A 17014-nucleotide genomic window follows, 5' to 3' on the forward strand; every position below is an offset into this window, starting at 1 on the left:
TTTTCTCAAATATCTGCCAGAGGCAAGGTGACCTCTACCCGCAAGCCACCGAGATTTGAGTGGCTTGCCTTTATTGTTCCATTATGCCCTTTAACGATATTCCAGCAAATAGACAAACCGAGCCCGGCCCCGCCGGATTCCCGGCTGCGTGAACCGTCTACCCGGTAGAGCCGTTCAAAGAGCCGCTCAAGATGCTGTCCCTCCACCCCCGGAGCACTGTCCTCGATGACAAAACTGAGGCTATCTTCCCGCTGGCCCACACTGATCAACAACCTTCCGCCGGGGTCTGTATAGCGGACAGAGTTTGCGATAAGGTTGGTAAAGAGCTGTTTCAAGCGTTCGTTATCGGCAAAAAGAGTCGCATCACTCTCAATATCCGCATGCATTTCAAGACTCAGCCCTGCCGCTTCGATCTGTGGCTTGAACAAAGAGACAGCCTGCTCAAGAGCCCAGCATGGTTCCACCTCTGCCCGATTATAGCTCATCGCGCCCTTATCGGAGAGCGATAATTGATACAGATCATCAACCAGCAGGTTGAGATACATCACTTCCCGGTACAATTCAGAGAACAGCTCCGGTGTCGGGCTATAGACCCCATCCTGCAAGGCTTCGACTTTACCGCGCAGAATAGACAATGGCGTGCGCAGCTCGTGGGAAATATCCGCCACCCACTGACTGCGTGCAAGCTGATTTTTCTCCAGTGTTGCCGCGAGGTCATTGAAGTTTGCCGCCAACTGACCAAGTTCGTCACCTGAGGTATTGTCAATTCGGGTCTGGTACTTACCTGAAGCAAGCTCTCTGGTGGCCGAGGTTAATTCACGTATGGGCCTGGTCAGGAAAAGAGCCAGAGGGAAAAATAACCCGGCGGCAATGAGAACACCGGCCACAGAGACAAGTATCAGGGCCAGGCGATGCTGTCTCATAAATACCACCTGCTGACTTTCTGTGAGCTGTTTGGTCGGGTATGCTCCAAGGTAACCTACAGCTTTGTTCTGATAGCGTAATGTAATAAGTTCATTATTCTTCGATCTCCCTTCGAAACCGAAGATGGTTCTTTCATTCTCATCTAAAAGGAATATACGAGCAAAGAAATGCGGGGGCAAATCGGTTGGGATCGGCCCACGCTTACCTGCAAGTTGATTAAATCCCCCCCTCTCAATACGTCTGAGCACACCCTCCTTGAACTTCCCTTCCGGATAACTGCCCGCAACAATTCTTGCGACATTGCGTGGGTCCTGCAACACCCAGTCCCAGCTTTCAAAACGCGCATACTGCTGTTGCAATTCTCCGGCAACATGCTCGAGCCGAACCCGCTCTTCCGTGCTGATATAGTTTAGAAATCCGCGATCGAAACTCCACTGCAACACCAGCGTCATGTAGATGATGACCGCGAGAATCGCGGCAAGCAGAGCCGCAAAGAGTTTGTAGTGAATTGAAATTCTCATCGTATCTATCGGTTTGGTATAGTCGGTTACAGGGCTAAAAAAGAGGCATAAACTGCTTGGCAGTCTCTATTTGTCTAGTACCAGATTCTCATCATTTTACCCGGCAAAATCAGTATGCTGCAAAAAACTTTCACATTCTTTGCATATTGTTGCCACATTTCGTCCTCAATCATTAGGTATGTTATTTCACTGACACATATCCTCTAACTTTAAACTGTGTAAATCATCAATGACTGAGCCAAATCACATCTGTTTGACCTGGACACCTGCCCTGCCCCCGGCCCGGATAGGGGGAATGAAAAAGTTTTTCTTGCCTGCTGCCACGGCCATGCTGCTCGTAATCAGTGGCTGTGCCCCCAAGACCAATATTGCCACAGATCAGCTGCCGGTACATGTGCAGGAACGTTTCTCCCTGTCAGGCACAGAGCAACAATCTCCGCACTGGTGGCTCGAGTTTAACGACGAACCCCTCGATGAGCTTATTTCCAAGGCACTGGCCAGCAATCTTGATATTCTGGCCGCCCGGCAGAGACTTCTGCAGGCGGAAGCTGTCAGTCGTCAGGCCGGAGCCGCTCTTTCTCCCACACTGGACTACCGCACCAGCGCCACGGAGAGCCGCTCCCGCAATAATGGTGACGAAAGCTCATCCACCAATTTGTCGATTGGCCTCGCCGCCGGGTATGAGATTGACCTTTGGGGCAGGCTTTCCGCTGCCCAGGAAGCGAGCATCTACAGCGCCCAGGCATCTTCTGAAGATGTTCAGACCGCAGCCCTGACTGTGGCGGCACAGATCGCCTCCTCCTGGTATCAACTTGCTGAAAGCAACAGCCAGCTGCAGCTCCTGCAGAAGCAGCAGGACGTTAACCGAACAGGTTTACAGCTTATTCAGCTACGCTTCAATGCCGGCCAGGTAGGGATAGCCGATGTGCTTCAGCAAAAACAGCTTATTGAGGCCCAATCCGGTGAACAGTCACAGCAACGGGCATCAGCAACTGTTCTCGAACACCAGCTTGCGGTGTTGAGTGGCATGCCACCCAAATCGCTCGCACTGCCTGATCAGCCCCAGCTGGTCGAGTTGCCCCCAATTCCGGCAACAGGCGTTCCGCTGGAAATCCTCAGCAGCAGGCCGGATGTGAAAAGTGCCTATCTCGACCTGCTGGCCGCTGACCGCAATGTGGCCGTGGCCATTGCAGACCAGTACCCAAGACTCAGTATCTCGACTGACCTCAGCACTTCCGGCACCGCCAGCCAACTCTTTAACAACTGGCTGGCATCAATGGCCGCCAACATCGTCGGGCCGATTCTTGACGGTGGCTTGCGGGAGGCCGAGGTGGACCGAACAACCGCTGTCGCCCGCGAGCGATTTTACAGTTACGGCCAGACCATACTGGAAGCCATCCGCGAAGTTGAAAACGCCCTGGCCCAGGAACAAGAACAGGACAAACTTATCGGCAGTCTTCAGCTCCAGCTCAACCTTGCCAACGACACACTTGAAAACGTGCGGGACAGATACAAACAGGGGGCAGAAGACTATCAGCGCGTCCTTACCGCACTGCTCTCACAACAAAATCTCGAGCGTAGCCTGCTCACCGCCCGTCAGCAGCGCATTGGCTTTCGAATCAGCCTCTACCGGGCCCTGGCGGGACAGGTCCTGAGCAATCCGTTACACAACCTCGAAACCGTCAGTCAGGCTAAACCAGTTACTCCATTACACCCAGACGCCTTATGAAAATGAACGAACGCCAACCAGCTAATACTCCAGGGGAAGTACGCAGAAAACCAAACAAGCTCGGCGGCTTCCTGCTGCACTTTATGCTGCCGGTCATCGCCCTGGCCTGCGGCATAGCGATAACGGTTTATCTCCTTGAAACAAAGCCGGAAGCGAAACCGCGCAAACGACCCGCTTCGGCAGCTCTTGTTGAGATTCAACAGGTCCAGTCAGGCCCCCAGCAGACAGTGGTATACGCAATGGGTGAGATTGTGCCGGCACGGGAAATTGACCTCAAGCCTCTGGTCGATGGTGAGGTTATCGAAATGAACAGGGAGTTTGTTCCTGGCGGATTCTATCGTGCCGGAGAAACTCTTTTACAGATTGACCCCACCGACTACCAGCTTGAAGTTGATCAGCTTCAGAGCGAAGCGAACCAGGTTGACAGTGATCTGCTGATGGAGATGGGTTATCAGCGCATTGCCGAAAAGGAGTTTACACTGCTCGGTGAACAGGTCAGCAATGAGGAAAAGGCGCTGATATTACGAGTGCCACAACTGGAAAAGCTCCAGGCAGTTCAGGCCCGGGCACGTGCCGGACTCGCCAAGGCTCAACTGAACCTGGAGCGCACCCAGGTTCGCGCACCTTTCAACAGCGTGGTCAGCAGCCGTAATGTTGATACCGGAGCAGTCGTTGGCGGCTCAACCGTCCTTGCCCACATGGTGGGTACCGACCAGTTCTGGCTGAGACTGACCCTGCCCGTGGAACAACTTGACTGGGTCGAGATTCCTGCAACCAGCGATGCTACCGGATCAACGGTCCGGGTATATACCCAGGGACATACCAAACCTGACTCCTACCGAATTGGTCACGTTATCAGGCTTGAGGCCTCCCTTGAAGACCAGGGCAGAATGGCCCAGTTGCTAGTAGCTATAGACGACCCGATGAGCCGCAACCCAGAAAATGTCGGCAAGCCACCAGTGTTGCTGGGTTCCTATGTCCGTGCTGAGATAGTTGGTAAGACCATCGAATCAGGCATCATGGTTGATCGCTCCTATCTGCGTGACGGCAACTCTGTGTGGCTCGTGGGGGATAACGGTATGCTCGATATCCGCACAGTTGATGTTCTTTTTCGCAATAGAGATCAGGTGATTATCAATGGAGGAATTCACGACAACGATCGTTTAGTCACATCTTCGCTCGCCTCTCCGATTGCCGGTATTCCATTAAAAGTTGCCGGTGACGATTCAGATAAACAAGCAGTTGCAGGTAACAAAGCTCAAGCTGACAGGCAGCAGGTGGAGGTAGCACGTGATTAATAAGTTGACGCAAAAGGACCACAGCGGACCAATCGGCTGGATGGTCCATAACCGCGTGACACCCAACCTGATCATGCTTTTCCTGCTTCTTGGCGGTCTCTTTGTGACCACCAAGATCAAGCAGGAAGTTTTCCCGGACTTTGAGCTTGATCTTGTAACTGTCTCCGTATCATATCCCGGTTCCAGCCCTGAAGAAGTCGAGCAGGGAATCATTCTGGCCATTGAAGATGGCATCGACGGAATCGATGGCATAAAAGAAATCACCTCCACGGCCTCAGAGGGCAGCGGCCGGGTTAACGCCGAGCTTATGGAGGACGCCGACGGACAAGCAGTATTACAGGAGATTAAACAGGAAGTTGATCGAATCACCACCTTCCCCAAAGACTCCGAAGAGCCTGTGGTGTCGCTTGCCGCCCGTAAACGCGAAGTGGTGCGCATGAATTTTTATGGTGATGTACCTGAAGGTTCGCTGCGGGAAGTCACCGAACAGGTCCGTGACCGACTGCTCCGCGCCGAAGGTATCACCCAGGTTGAGATTACCGGCGCCCGTGATTTCGAAATTCATGTCGAAATACCGCTGGAAAAGCTGAGGATGTATGGCCTTACCCTCTCCCAGGTGGCACAGATCATCCAGCAATCTTCAATCGAAGTCCCTAGTGGCAAACTGGATACCAGCAGCGGCGAAATCCTGTTACGGATAGATAACAGGCGCGACTGGGCCAGCGAGTTCGCTCGCATTCCTGTTGTCACCACACCCTCCGGAGCGACAGTTTATCTTGAAGATCTCGCCGAAGTACGCGAAGGGTTCGAGAGTACTAACAGGGAAGCTTCCTACGAAAAGGAATCCGCACTCTCCATACGGGTGTTCAGAGTTGGCAAACAGACCCCCATCGGGATCTCCGAGGCGACCCTGGCCGCCATGTCCGATATCGAAATCGACCTCCCCCCCGGAATTGAGTGGGCGGTAACCAGAGATCTATCAGAAATTTATAAACAACGACTCGATCTGCTCCTTAAAAATGCCTTCATCGGCCTGACTCTGGTGTTAATCCTCCTGGGCTTGTTTCTTGAACTTCGCCTGGCCTTCTGGGTAACCATGGGTATACCCATTTCCTTTCTGGGCGGGCTGCTGTTTCTGCCAATGATAGATGTGTCGATTAACATGATCTCCATGTTCGCCTTTATTGTCGCTCTTGGTATCGTGGTCGACGACGCCATTATCGCCGGTGAAAATATTTACGAATATCGACAAAAAGGACTCAGCAACGTAGACGCAGCCATCGCTGGTGCAAAGGATGTGGCCGTACCTATTGTTTTTTCTATTTTGACCAATGTTGTAGCGTTCATGCCGCTGCTCTTTGTCCCTGGAACTATGGGGAAAGTGTGGCTGGTAATACCACTGGTGGTTATCACCGTGTTTCTGGTTTCATTGTTCGAATCACTGTTTATTCTGCCGGCCCATCTGGCCCATAGCAACAGCCAGTCATCAAACCGTGTCCTTAAAGCTGTTGCCAGGGTGCAAAAAAAATTCAGCAATCGGCTCAGCTGGTTTTCAGAAAATATCTACGGGGCAATGCTCGATCGTGTCCTACAGATAAAATTTCTTACCGTGGCCCTGCTCTTTTGTATGCTTTTTGTTACCATTGGCTGGGTTTTCAGTGGCAGAATCAGTATGATCCTCATGCCCAGGGTAGAATCGGACCGTGCGGTTGTTACCGCCACCCTTCCCTATGGCAGCCCATATTCCGAGCTCGTCGCTGTACGCGACCAAATCGTCGATGCCATGGAGCGTGTTCGTGAAGACCATGGGGGAGATGATCTTGTTACCGGTGTGTCATCGTTGATTGACGAAAACACAATAGAAGTAAACGCCTATCTGACCCCTCCCGACATACGTCCCCTTTCAACCGGGAATGTGACCAGGCTCTGGCGTGAAGAGGTGGGCACCATCGTTGGCCTGCAATCGTCACTCTTTGAATCGGATCGCGGCGGACCCGGCAGCGGTGCCGCACTCTCCATTGAACTCAGCCACAGGGACATTGAAATACTTGACCAGGCGAGCGCCATGCTGGCTGAACAGCTCGCCGATTTTCCCAATACCAAGGATATCGACAGTGGCTATACGCCCGGTAAACAACAGTTTACCTTCCAGATCAATGAGAGAGGTGACTCCCTTGGGCTTACCGCTGCCGAAGTAGGCAGTCAGGTTCGAAACAGCTTTCAGGGCTCAATCGCGCTCCGCCAGCAGCGCGGTTCAAACGAGGTTACTGTGCGACTGCGGCTCCCGGAGTCCCAGCGACTCAGCGAGTTTGATATTGAGAGCATGCTGATCGCCACCTCGGCTGGAACCTTCGTGCCACTCTCCGATATTGCCACGGTTGATCGCGGCCGGGCCTATACCTCTATCACCCGAAAAGATGGTCGCCGGACGGTCACCGTCAGGGCCAATGTTGACCCGCTGGCCATGACTTCCCAGATCATGACTTCCCTCAACTCCAACATACTCCCTGAACTGGCCGGCACGTTCCCCGGCCTTGGCTACGAGTATGCAGGAAGACAGGCTGATCGTAAGGAGAGTGTACAGAACCTGTTCGGCGGTTTTGTTTTCTCACTCATTGCCATCTACTTCCTGTTGGCAATTCCTTTTAAGAGTTACAGCCAACCCATAATCGTCATGACAGCCATTCCGTTTGGCATGGTGGGTGCTGTTATTGGCCATATAATTATGGGCTACAATCTCAGTTTGATGAGCATGATGGGTGTGGTCGCGCTGTCTGGCATCGTGGTGAACGATTCGCTTGTACTTGTCGATTACGCCAATAAGAGAAGACTGGAGGGTTTTTCCCCAAGCGAGGCCATCCGTGCCGCAGGCATCCGCCGTTTCAGGCCCGTCTTGCTCACCACGCTCACCACCTTTTGCGGACTGGCTCCGATGATCTTCGAAACCTCCAGGCAGGCACGGTTTCTTATTCCCATGGCGCTCTCGCTCGGCTTCGGAATTCTTTTTGCCACGATCATCACCCTGGTGCTGGTACCGTGCCTGTACCTTATGGTTGAAAGAACACGAGTATACCTGAAGGAAGCCTCTGGCGAGGAACCCATCGCCGATACCAGCGCCCTCTTGCGCCATGGAGAATCGGCAGGGTTACAGGAAAAGAGTCAGCACTAATCAGTAAGTTGTTCAACGGACAGCGGCTACGCCACGCCTTCCTGGTGGCGTGGCCGCTGTCAACTCCTCTCTTTATCCCCCCAACCCGACAGCAGCTTTACTTGCCACAGAATTGGCAACAGGGTAAGTACTACATTCCAGTGACCACCCTCATTACTCAACCTGGTCACTGCAATCAGTCATCTGAAAATTTACGACTTTTATAGAGGTACGATATGGCGCGTGGAAGAAACAAGATTCGTTACTGTTATGAAGACTACATGAAGAACGTTACCGATACGGAACGGTTGGAGTATCAACGCAACTATGCGCCATTGATCGATATCATCGCCAGGGGAGAAAATGACCGGGAGGTCATGACCAGGGCCAGGGAGTATGACAGTGAGCACTCAACAGAGATGCTTGCCGAAGCCATACACTTGACGGTTTACTGTATTGCCTGCTCTAAATTTGACTGCGACTGCTGAAGTCAGCCGCCCCACCCTGGGCAATACCAAGGCGAATTCCACAGATACGAACCCGCACTGCTCATGACATTTTCGGGTTGAATCTCAAAAGGTTGCTAACACTAATAAGAAATTCGGGCTAACGGCTATGCCCTCACAGGCATCCTGCCTACATCATACTGCAGCGCATGGCCGAATCTGGAATGGATATCATAATCCGGCCTCCGATAATCGGCATAATGTCCCGATACTGGTCCGTGGTAAGAAAGAAAAAGAGCTTTACCCCGATATCCACTCCCACATGAATCCGACCTTTGTCCTGATTCAGCTGAAAGACCGTGCCTGCGACAATATTAGCGGCTGGTTCCGCACAATCCAGTTCAGCAGTGGTCTTTGTCGGGTCGATGTAGAGTTTGAAGTCCCCGCTGCTGTCCGCAACACTCTCTTTAGGCAGAGTCAGTTCAGCGCCGTGACCAACCTGGCAGAGCAGCCTGCCGTGTTCTTCAGCTATCACCCTGGCCCGAAAGATATTCTCATTGACCATATCTGATAGCTGGCCATGCTCCAGCATCAATGAGTGATCAGCCAGCCTGCGTCCCTGGGAGAGGTAATGCGTGGAAAAGATCACGGACGTACCATAACTCTTGTTAATCTTGCCCAGAAGAGCCAGGATGATCTCCTGATTCTCCTTGTCTACATTTGCCCCGGGTTCATCACAGAGCAACACTTCAGGCCGAACTGCCAGGGCTCTCGCCAGCGCGACCCTCTTGGTCTCGCCACCCGAGAGCTTATGGGCATCCGCTTCGATAAACTTCTCCATTCCGACCAGATCGAGCACCTCAACCACCCGCTTGCGACGCTCAGCCTTATCCACTCCCCTGACTTTCAGGCCAAACTCCACATTTTTCCAGACCGGCCCGGTAAAAAGGATAGGATACTGATCGAGAAGCACCACCCGGCGGCGCAATTCCAGCAGCTGCCTGGCGGAGTATTCCACCCGTTCGCCTTTAAAGCTCAGCGCTCCATGCTCCGGCCTGTCAAGAAAGGCCAGCACATTCAAAAGGGTACTCTTTCCTGCGCCATTTGGCCCGATCAGGGTGTAGATCTTGCCGGGTTTAATGGCAAGTTCCTCAATGTCCAATATTTTACGGCCCTTGAATTCCCGGGCGAGATTTTCAAGTGTATAAAGATTCAAATCCTGGTCCTGCCCTGGAAAAAGAGAAACAGTAAGTTGACCATGAAGGCGATCATCATCAAAGAAAGGCCAAGCGCCACAGCAAGAACAAACTCACCTTTGTCATATTCGAGCGCCATAGCCGTAGTCATGGTCCTGGTAAACCCTTTGGCGTTACCACCCAGCATCATCGACACACCGACTTCGGCAATAACCCGCCCGAAAGCTGCAATTACGGCTGCACAGATCGCGAATCTGGCTTCTTTTACCACCACAAGCGCCATCTGCAGTCTGGTGGCTCCCAGAGTAAGCGCCGTATTACGGTACCTGCCGTCAATTCTACTGATGGCCGCGATGGTAAGCGAGGTTACCAGGGGCACGATGAGCAGGGTCTGACCAATGATGATTGCTTTCTGGGTATAGAGCAGCTCCAGCGAGCCGAAAATACCACGGCGGGAGATAAAGGAGTAGACCACCAGACCTATGACCACAGTCGGCATAGCCAGCAGGGTGTTCAGACAGGTGAGCAGAAAACGCTTCCCGTAAAAATTGGTTTGAGCAATGATAAAACCGGCTGGTATGCCCAGTAACGAGGCAGAAATAGTCGAAAAGCCACTCACCTTGAGCGAAACTGCTATAATTTCCAGCAATTCCGGATCTAAAGAAATCAGCAGCAGAAAGGCTGATTTTGTGCTGTCAATAAGCAGTCCCATGAATCTCCGATATAAAAAACACACCCTCCCCCAAAACTCCCGCAGGGCCGGGGAGGTTGCAACTGACAGTTACATTATCATTTCCAACGGTGTGGAATCCATACACCACAATCATACGCGGTGCAAGCCTTGCCGTGCCACGTAAAAAAGGAGAAGCCCGCAGAAGGCCTCTCCTTTTTCAATTTGAACATACTCCAGTCGCAATTTTCGTCGGTATAACCCGCCTACTTGATTGCATCCGGATAGAAGAGCTGCTTGCCTTCGAGGCGATAGTCAGCGATCAGCTTCTGTCCACGAGGACCGGTAATCCAGTTAACGAATTCCATGGCCATGTCATACTGAACATGGGCATACTTCTTTGGGTTTACCGGAATTACACCATAAGGATTGGCAAGCGCCTCGTCACCTTCTGAGAGTACATCGAGCTCGATGGCAGGAGTTTTGCCGTACTTATATTTGATGTAGGTTCCGCGGTCGGAGAGGGTGTATGCCTGCTTCTCATCTGCGAAAGTGATGGTTTTACCCATTCCCTGGCCGATGGAAGTATACCATGCCGCGGAATTTTCAGGACGGCTGAAGGTGATATCTACATTTTTACCTTTCTTGGTAATGGTCATGGTCTCACTCCCCATGGCCAGACCGCTTTCCTTCCAGAGGTTCTGCTCTTTGGTATGGGTACCGCTGTCATCACCGCGAGAAATAAACTGGGCCTCGGCAGCGGCGATAGCTTTCAGAGCATCGGCTGTGGATTTGGTCGCTTTAACACCAGCCTTGTCGGCAGCTGGTCCAATTAGAACAAAGTCGTTGTGCATAACAGCATAACGCTCAGTCCCGTATCCTTCCTCAACAAACTTCAGCTCACGGCCTTTGGCATGTACGAAAATTACGTCGACGTTTCCGTCCTGACCATCACGGATAGCAGCACCGGTACCTTTAGCAATAACCTTGATCTTGATGCCGGTATCCTTTTCAAGCTCTGGCAGCAGTACATCAAGAAGTCCGGAAGACTGGGTACTGGTAGTGGTGGACATTTTCAGCACTTTATCAGAACTGAAACCGTTTCCGGCAAAAGCCAGTGCCATGATAGCAACGCTTGCAACGGTAAAAATTTTGCGTAGCATATCTTTACTCCTTCTCATTAAAATTATTTGGAAACATCATTTTTCCACAAAGCGAAATATCGTACCCCTGCAACGAGGCTGCGGCGTTACGAAATTCTTTTTCATGCAACAACGTCAAAAATTCCTGAATGCCCTTTTCGAAGAAGCGCTCTCTACTCACCAGCAGATCGAACCTCTCCCAACGTAAGGGGAGAAAATCAAGATCCAGCATGCCGGCAATGGTTCTGATTGCCGGGGCAGCATCGGCCTTACCAGACAAAACCTCAAGTCCGGCATCGAGATGTCTGGAAACCAGGTGGTGATAACCTGTTATATCGCTTACGGAAATATCTGACTTGGAGACCTCGTAGTCGAATAACAGTCTGGTTCCTGTACCCAGGTGACGATTGACAATCTTCACATCATTTCGTGCCAGGTCTTCAATGGATTTGATATTTTTAGGATTGCCCGGAGCAAGTAAAATTCCCTGCTCACGCTGACTGAAGTTCACAAATACAGGGGAACGCTCCAGCTCCTGCTCCGCAAACTCGAAATTATATTCCTTATTGTCATCCTGCAGCAGATGGCAGACACCTATATGGCAAAGCCCACGACGCAGACTGGTCAACCCGCCCATACTTCCAAGATTGGCGAAAAAGGCCAGGGTATCTTTTCGGTGCTCATGGAACAGGGAAAGACAGCGTTGAAAGAGCGGATCATCGCTACCGGCCAGTAGCAGGATTCCCTCCTCTGAGGAAAACCCCGCATGTTCCTTGCTGAAATTGAGAATGTGCGCATCAAGCCAATCCTCAACCAGCCTTCTTGGAAAAAGCCACTTGCCCGTCACCTTGGTCGCCGGCAGCCCTTTCTCGTTAACGAGAGTATAAATCATCTTCTCATTAACCTTGAGCAACTCGGCCACTTCACGGGTCGTTAAAAATTTATTCGCAGCAGTCATTCCCATTGCCTTCCCCTATTCTTAAACACACATATCAAAACCTAGCCTGAATACATTGGACCCAGTCTTTTTGCCATCCTTTGTGCTTTATATTACCAATACTAACCAAAACAAACCCAAAATTACACCACGCCTCTTTCCCGCCAAATCCCCGCAACACAGCTCAAGCCAGGCTCCACAAAAATTTAATTTCAGATGCTTAAACAAGCTCAGCCCAAGGACATTGCTCTTTTTTCTACGACTATCTGATATTTTGACTGTCAAACTACTTGACTATCAAAGTAGTGTCTGCTCTATTGCTAACACTTCAGACATCACCCGCGCTATCTTGTTAACTTAGGAAATTTTGAGAAATTATCATGGAACTACAACCACTCTACCTGGCCGCCCTGCAATCGAGCTTCATTCTGGGTCTCATCCACGGCGTCAATCCCTGCGGTCACTCCTGGCTTGTCATTGCACCTTTTGTTGCCGGCGAAAAAAATGGCAAAAGAGTTTTTTCACTCACTTCTGCTTTTCTGTTCGGCACAGCTGTGGCCTGCCTTGTCCTTGGCGCCACCCTGGGTTCAATTTCCATGCTTTTTCCACCATCTGCGGCGTATTGGATGGAATTATCCACTTCTCTCATTCTCATCCTGATAGGCCTTATACTCTTATACGACCCTCACATTCTGCATAGTCACGACCATGACCATGACCACGACCATGCGCATGAACATCATGATCATGCAGGTCATCACCACAAGCACCATCCTTGCGAGCATAAACATCATCACAGCCATGGCCCGACATGCGGCCACGCAGCGAATGGGAATAAACAGACCAGGAAAAAATGGATGGCAGCCAGCCTTTTCAGCATAGGTTTTGTCAACATGATCATCCCCTGCCCTACCGCAGCTGTAATGTATGGTTATGCACTCAACTCGGGCTCGGCATTTACCGCGACCCTCGTTTTCGGCACGTATGCTCTTTCCACCGCCCTTTCAGTAGGACTTGTGATCTATTGTATCTTTCGCATTACCACCATGGCTGGTACATTACAAAAAGACTGGCTGGAACCGCTAATAATGAGATCGGCAGGAGTAATTATCATATGCTTTTCCGGCTACAGCCTTTACTCGTCACTTGCAACCTGAGGTCTTTAAATGACAGTGCCCGGTGAAAATCAGACTGAGCTTGATTATCTCTCTCATCAACTGCTCGAACTTTATGACAAGATCAACTCCTGGGAACACTCCGTCGTCAAAGGCAGCGGCTTGTCACCTTCACAGATGCATGCCATCGAGGTGATTGGCCACAGGCAGGACATGCGGATGAAGGAATTGGCTGAGAGACTTGGAATCACCACCGGAACGCTCACGGTCACAGTCGATAAACTTGAGAAAAAGGGCTTGGTTGCCAGAAAACCCCACCAGCACGACAGACGCTCCTGGCTTATCTCTCTCACTGAAAGCGGTCACCGAATATTCAGACAGCATGATCGCTTTCACCTCGACTTCACCAAGGATATTTCTGCAGATCTCAACACTCAAGATATCGAGACCCTCTCTAAACTGCTCAGCCGTGTTCTGGCACGGATGTAAGACCTGTGGTGGGCAGTCCCACTGATCAGGTTATTACCAGCCAATCGCCTTTGACGGCACGTGATAGGTTGCGAAAAGTTAGTGGCTGGAGCCCAGCAGAGGCTAACGATCCACATCTCACTTCTCACTTCCTTCTTCTTACGGCCCACCTTCCACTCCTTCCCCCTCAACACACTCAACTTCCCGCAGCAAACTGGACTCTGACACATATCACCCCGTTGCTGATTGACATTTCCTTATGGAAAATTGTATGTTTTCTGGGTATTAACCTGACATAGGAACATCCAGGAGCCCCTTGGTTTGACGTTAGGGGGGCCATCCCACAGCCTAGGCTGCTGTAGTTTTTTATATTGCACTCGTCTTCGCAAGGAGCCTCTACACGAGAGGATTATGGAGCAGGGTAACCAGCATACGCAACAAATAATCAGTACGGAATATTTCCGAGACAACCAGATTCAGCAGATCATAAACGACATTCTGCGAATCTCACTTGAACCATATCTGTTCAAGGAGTTGCTTGAGAGAATTCTGCGATATCTCATTTCCAGAGAGCAGCTCCAGCTTGCCCCCAAAGCAGGCGTCTTTGTTGTTGAGCCTGAAGAGAAAACACTCTCCCTGCAAGCCCACATCGGTTTCGCGGATAAACAGATCGCCCGTTGCAACAGTGTAAAATTCGGTTTGTGCCACTGCGGTCAGGCTGCCAGCGAAAGTGATATTCTCTTTTTCAAAGACCAGCCCCCCCTGTTAAAAGGACAGCCAAAATCATTTCCCCGTTACAGGCACTACAGTGTGCCCATTGTCCGCGACAACCAACCCATTGGCGTTCTGGTTCTTTACGTCAAGGAGCTGCATCAACTCAGTGTGGGCATGGAACAATTGCTTGAATCGGTCAGCAACATTCTTGCCACCGTTATCGAAAACCAGAAAATGGATCAGCAGATGGTGGAGCTGGTCAACGACCTGCGGATCTCCATTATCAGCCTGCAGGAAGAGAAACTTTTCTCCGAATCCGTTATCCAGAGCCTGGACCATGGCCTCATCGTTACTGATCTTGCCGGCAACATTCTAAAAAGCAACACTGTTGCCAGACAGATACTTCAACCCATGGCCAAGAGTATCGAAGGAAAAAGTCTCAAAAGCCTGGTAGGCCCCAACCATACAGCCAGACTTACCAGAATTGACACCACTCAGACCGACAGCAAGGAAAACCTGCTCAATCTCCAGGCTCTGAACGGTGATGAAAAAATTATCAGTTATACCACAGCGCCAAGAAAGGATGCCCGGGGGAACCAGGTCGGGATGGTCATCTCCTTCACCGATGTCACAGAACTGAGCTATGTCCGCCGGGAAATGGAAAAAATGAACCGGCTCTCCACTGTCGCCGAAATAGCTTCCGCCGTTGCCCACGAAGTTCGCAATCCGCTGGCTGGCATTAAAATCATGGCCCAGTCCATCGAAGAAGATGCCGCAGACAATGAGCAACACCTCGAATGTTCCCAGCGCATTATTCGCCAGGTCGATCGCCTGAACGAATTGCTGACAGAATTTTTCTCATATGCCAGACCGGTTGAACCCAACAAACGACCAACCTCCCTTTCCGGGATCCTGGCTGAGACCAAACCACTGATCCACAATCGTCTACTCAAGAATTCCATCGAACTCGTCGAAAATGTACCGGAAGAGTTACCGATGATCCTTGCCGACCCGAACCAGATGCAACAGGTGTTTCTGAATCTGATGCTCAACTCGATCGACGCCATCCGGCAAAACGGTGCGATCACAATCAAGGCATGCCTTGTCTCTGGCAAAACTCTCTCCCACTATAAGAAAAAGTTCCCCGGTCTCCTCACTAGCAGCCGCTATGTGCTGATCAATTTCTCTGATAATGGCAAGGGGATGCCGGCTGAGATCGCCGATAAGGCTTTTGAGCCGTTCTTCACCACCAAGAGTACCGGTACCGGTCTTGGCCTGTCCATAGTCTACAGAACCCTGAGAGAAAATGATGCTGTCGTCACTCTTGAATCTGAACAGGGTAAAGGGACGACTTTCTATATGTTTATTCGGGCGGTGAGATAATGAGCACGGTACTGATTGTCGATGATGTCGAGGACCTTCAATTTTCGCTCTCCCTCGCTGTTAAAAAGGAAGGCTACGGGGTTTCTGTAGCTTCCACGGGGCAGGAAGCACTCGAGCAGATGCACTCCTCAGTTATTGAGCTTGTTTTCCTCGATATAGGGTTGCCCGACGGTAGCGGTATCGACCTTATCCCTCAATTTCTGGCCATAAATCCCGATGTGGACATCGTCATGCTTTCAGGCCTGAACGATGCCAAGACCGCTGTCCAGGCGCTGCGGGAAGGGGCTGTGGACTATATTGCCAAACCATTTGATCTGATTGAATTTAAATCGGTCTTGAAACGTTTGATGGAATCGCGGCTACTCGGTAAAAAGGCGCTGCTGGCCGAAACCGAAAATGGCGTTGAATCCATAGTCGGCTCTTCTCTGAAAATGCGACAGGTTAAAGAATCTATCCTGCTGGCCGCTGATGTCGATGCGCCTGTTCTCATTACCGGCGAGACCGGTACAGGCAAAGAACTTGTGGCCAGGTCAATCCACAGCTCCCGGGCCAGACAAAGTGGAGTATTCGTCAAAGTCGATTGCGGCACGCTGTCTGCCAACCTGATTGAGTCCGAGTTGTTTGGTCACACCAAAGGTGCTTTTACCGATGCGGCCTCCGACAAAAAAGGGTTGGTGGAAGTCGCGAACAACGGCACACTCTTTCTTGACGAGATTGGCAACCTGCCCATTGAACTGCAACCGAAACTACTGCGTCTGATTGAAGAATCAATCTTCAGGAAAGTCGGCGGGGTCAAGGATATTGAGGTAAACGTCCGGATCATCGCCGCCACGAACGCCGATATCAGGCAGCAGATTGACCAGGGGGTTTTCCGGGAAGATCTTTACTACCGCCTCAATGTTATCCCACTTGAGCTTCCTCCCCTGCGGGATCGTGGCCTGGACATTCTGCACCTTGCTGAATTCTTCCTGCACAGTCTCTGTAAAGAGCTGAAAAAGGATATAAAGAGCATCGCTCCGTCTGCAAAAGACGCAATGCTGACCCATGATTGGCCCGGCAATATCAGGGAACTCCGCAATCTGATTGAACGAGAAGTCATCTTTTGCAAAAATGACAGACTTGCCCCAGCCGGGTTCACGGCAGCGCAGACTCCCGCCCATCCTGTCCAGGCCGAAAAACTGCTGACGCTGAGGGAAAATGAGCGACACTACGTGCAAAAGGTGTTGGATTTCACCAACAACAACAAATCTAAAGCGGCCCGTATTCTGAATATCTCCCGCACCACATTGCGCGATAAATTGACCGACTAGCAGAGCGCATGGC

13 protein-coding genes are annotated in these 17014 nt (G+C 51.1%); 8 read left to right on the top strand and 5 right to left on the bottom strand.

The genetic code is table 11. The features are described from left to right. Nucleotides 1-5: 5 nt before the first annotated feature. Nucleotides 6-1445: an ATP-binding protein gene (locus FCL45_RS00320; protein ID WP_136795319.1), complete on the bottom strand. Its 1440-nt coding sequence runs from the start codon at nt 1443-1445 to the stop codon at nt 6-8. Nucleotides 1446-1740: 295 nt separating this feature from the next. On the opposite strand from FCL45_RS00320, the gene FCL45_RS00325 reads away from it, so the two are divergent. The 4 genes from FCL45_RS00325 (at nt 1741) to FCL45_RS00340 (ending at nt 8108) form a co-directional block, all read left to right on the top strand. Further along, nucleotides 1741-3174, top strand: a complete 1434-nt coding sequence (locus FCL45_RS00325) for an efflux transporter outer membrane subunit (RefSeq protein WP_167495619.1) — start codon at nt 1741-1743, stop codon at nt 3172-3174. Continuing rightward, on the top strand, nt 3171-4472 hold the full coding sequence (locus FCL45_RS00330; protein ID WP_136795321.1) for an efflux RND transporter periplasmic adaptor subunit: 1302 nt from the start codon (nt 3171-3173) through the stop codon (nt 4470-4472). Before FCL45_RS00325 ends, FCL45_RS00330 begins: the two co-directional genes overlap by 4 nt. Continuing rightward, nucleotides 4465-7641 carry an efflux RND transporter permease subunit gene (locus FCL45_RS00335; RefSeq protein WP_228721413.1) on the top strand — a complete coding sequence of 1059 codons (3177 nt, stop codon included), beginning with the start codon at nt 4465-4467 and terminating at the stop codon, nt 7639-7641. The genes FCL45_RS00330 and FCL45_RS00335 overlap by 8 nt, the downstream gene beginning before the upstream one ends. 215 nt (nt 7642-7856) lie before the next feature. Then, complete coding sequence (locus FCL45_RS00340) at nt 7857-8108, top strand: hypothetical protein (protein WP_136795322.1); 252 nt, start codon at nt 7857-7859, stop codon at nt 8106-8108. Nucleotides 8109-8256: 148 nt separating this feature from the next. On the opposite strand, the gene FCL45_RS00345 is transcribed toward FCL45_RS00340, so the two are convergent. The 4 genes from FCL45_RS00345 to FCL45_RS00360 all read right to left on the bottom strand — a co-directional run bounded on the left by FCL45_RS00345 (nt 8257) and on the right by FCL45_RS00360 (nt 12038). Continuing rightward, entirely contained in the window at nt 8257-9282 is a 1026-nt protein-coding gene (locus tag FCL45_RS00345; RefSeq protein WP_136795323.1) for an energy-coupling factor ABC transporter ATP-binding protein, read from the bottom strand. After that, complete coding sequence (locus FCL45_RS00350; protein ID WP_136795324.1) at nt 9279-9974, bottom strand: ABC transporter permease; 696 nt, start codon at nt 9972-9974, stop codon at nt 9279-9281. Before FCL45_RS00350 ends, FCL45_RS00345 begins: the two co-directional genes overlap by 4 nt. 224 nt (nt 9975-10198) lie before the next feature. Continuing rightward, complete coding sequence (locus tag FCL45_RS00355; protein WP_136795325.1) at nt 10199-11095, bottom strand: ABC transporter substrate-binding protein; 897 nt, start codon at nt 11093-11095, stop codon at nt 10199-10201. A 4-nt stretch (nt 11096-11099) separates the two neighbouring features. After that, nucleotides 11100-12038: a helix-turn-helix transcriptional regulator gene (locus FCL45_RS00360; protein WP_136795326.1), complete on the bottom strand. Its 939-nt coding sequence runs from the start codon at nt 12036-12038 to the stop codon at nt 11100-11102. 353 nt (nt 12039-12391) lie between these two features. Between FCL45_RS00360 and FCL45_RS00365 the strand changes: the two genes are divergently transcribed. The 4 genes from FCL45_RS00365 (at nt 12392) to FCL45_RS00380 (ending at nt 17001) form a co-directional block, all read left to right on the top strand. Then, nucleotides 12392-13168 carry a HoxN/HupN/NixA family nickel/cobalt transporter gene (locus FCL45_RS00365; protein WP_136795327.1) on the top strand — a complete coding sequence of 259 codons (777 nt, stop codon included), beginning with the start codon at nt 12392-12394 and terminating at the stop codon, nt 13166-13168. Between the two features lie 9 nt (nt 13169-13177). Further along, nucleotides 13178-13615 carry a MarR family winged helix-turn-helix transcriptional regulator gene (locus tag FCL45_RS00370; protein WP_136795328.1) on the top strand — a complete coding sequence of 146 codons (438 nt, stop codon included), beginning with the start codon at nt 13178-13180 and terminating at the stop codon, nt 13613-13615. 390 nt (nt 13616-14005) lie between these two features. Beyond that, complete coding sequence (locus tag FCL45_RS00375) at nt 14006-15691, top strand: ATP-binding protein (RefSeq protein WP_136795329.1); 1686 nt, start codon at nt 14006-14008, stop codon at nt 15689-15691. Then, nucleotides 15691-17001 (top strand): sigma-54-dependent transcriptional regulator, encoded by a 1311-nt coding sequence (locus FCL45_RS00380; protein ID WP_136795330.1) that lies wholly within the window; start codon nt 15691-15693, stop codon nt 16999-17001. Before FCL45_RS00375 ends, FCL45_RS00380 begins: the two co-directional genes overlap by 1 nt. Nucleotides 17002-17014: the final 13 nt, after the last annotated feature.

Source organism: Desulfosediminicola ganghwensis, assembly GCF_005116675.2.
Classification (GTDB): Bacteria; Desulfobacterota; Desulfobulbia; order Desulfobulbales; family Desulfocapsaceae; genus Desulfopila; species Desulfopila ganghwensis.

What these genes read in the sequence shown, in the direction of transcription:
- FCL45_RS00355 (WP_136795325.1), bottom strand. Translation starts at nt 11,095, where the DNA reads ATGCTACGCAAAATTTTTACCGTTGCAAGCGTTGCTATCATGGCACTG.
- FCL45_RS00375 (WP_136795329.1), top strand. Translation starts at nt 14,006, where the DNA reads ATGGAGCAGGGTAACCAGCATACGCAACAAATAATCAGTACGGAATAT.
- FCL45_RS00340 (WP_136795322.1), top strand. Translation starts at nt 7,857, where the DNA reads ATGGCGCGTGGAAGAAACAAGATTCGTTACTGTTATGAAGACTACATG.
- FCL45_RS00370 (WP_136795328.1), top strand. Translation starts at nt 13,178, where the DNA reads ATGACAGTGCCCGGTGAAAATCAGACTGAGCTTGATTATCTCTCTCAT.
- FCL45_RS00365 (WP_136795327.1), top strand. Translation starts at nt 12,392, where the DNA reads ATGGAACTACAACCACTCTACCTGGCCGCCCTGCAATCGAGCTTCATT.
- FCL45_RS00380 (WP_136795330.1), top strand. Translation starts at nt 15,691, where the DNA reads ATGAGCACGGTACTGATTGTCGATGATGTCGAGGACCTTCAATTTTCG.
- FCL45_RS00320 (WP_136795319.1), bottom strand. Translation starts at nt 1,445, where the DNA reads ATGAGAATTTCAATTCACTACAAACTCTTTGCGGCTCTGCTTGCCGCG.
- FCL45_RS00360 (WP_136795326.1), bottom strand. Translation starts at nt 12,038, where the DNA reads ATGGGAATGACTGCTGCGAATAAATTTTTAACGACCCGTGAAGTGGCC.
- FCL45_RS00325 (WP_167495619.1), top strand. Translation starts at nt 1,741, where the DNA reads ATGAAAAAGTTTTTCTTGCCTGCTGCCACGGCCATGCTGCTCGTAATC.
- FCL45_RS00350 (WP_136795324.1), bottom strand. Translation starts at nt 9,974, where the DNA reads ATGGGACTGCTTATTGACAGCACAAAATCAGCCTTTCTGCTGCTGATT.
- FCL45_RS00330 (WP_136795321.1), top strand. Translation starts at nt 3,171, where the DNA reads ATGAAAATGAACGAACGCCAACCAGCTAATACTCCAGGGGAAGTACGC.